At 48.1% G+C, this 744-nt stretch carries 1 pseudogene; it reads right to left on the bottom strand.

From position 1 onward, the window contains the following. Positions 1–744: pseudogene (locus ACYVTD_RS14825) on the bottom strand (chromosome segregation protein SMC); the annotation flags it as partial.

Raw genomic sequence — 744 nt, 5'->3', positions numbered from 1 at the left:
CTGCCCCGCCCCATTCGTGCGAGACCTAATCGGTCTTAACTGAGCGTCTGTTACTTTCTTGGGGTCGTTAATGCCGACGGGTAGCTCTCTTCCCGCTTCGGGCGTTATATCTTCTTCTTCAAACTTGCCGTCGGCATCCCATAACTCGGTTTGTGGCATAGACCCTTCCGCAATGTCCAATTCGCCCTGCTTAAATCTGGCAGAAATTACTTTTGTTACGCCGGACTCTTGCATGGTTACGCCGATAAGCGTTCCCGCTCCCGATGTTGTTTTTTTGTTGTGTGTAATTATTATAAATTGGCTTGTGTCGCTGAACTCGTTAAGAAGGTGAACAAAGCGCCCGACGTTTTGTTCGTCAAGGGCGGCGTCAATTTCGTCCAGAAGACAGAAGGGGCTTGGCTTTACCATGTAGGTGGCGAATAAAAGGGCTACCGCCGTCATTGAACATTCGCCTCCTGAAAGCAGGCTTAAATGTTCCAGTTTTTTTCCGGGCGGCTGGGCGAAAATTTCTATGCCCGATTCCAATACATGGTTCGGGTCTGAAAGTCGCAGTTCGGCGCGACCTCCGCCAAAGAGACGGCGGAACATATTGTGAAAATTTTTCTTTATGCGGTTGTAAGTGTCAATGAATAACTGTGAAGTTTCTTGGCGTATTTCCGCCGTAAGATCTTCAAGGTCTTTGCGCGCTTTTTGAAGGTCAGCCATCTGATTGTTAAGAAAATCGTAGCGTTGTTTTGTTTCGGC

It is taken from the genome of Treponema sp. R6D11, assembly GCF_054786075.1.
Note: the sequence above shows the minus strand (reverse complement) of the source record. Positions and strands in the feature narration are given on the sequence as shown.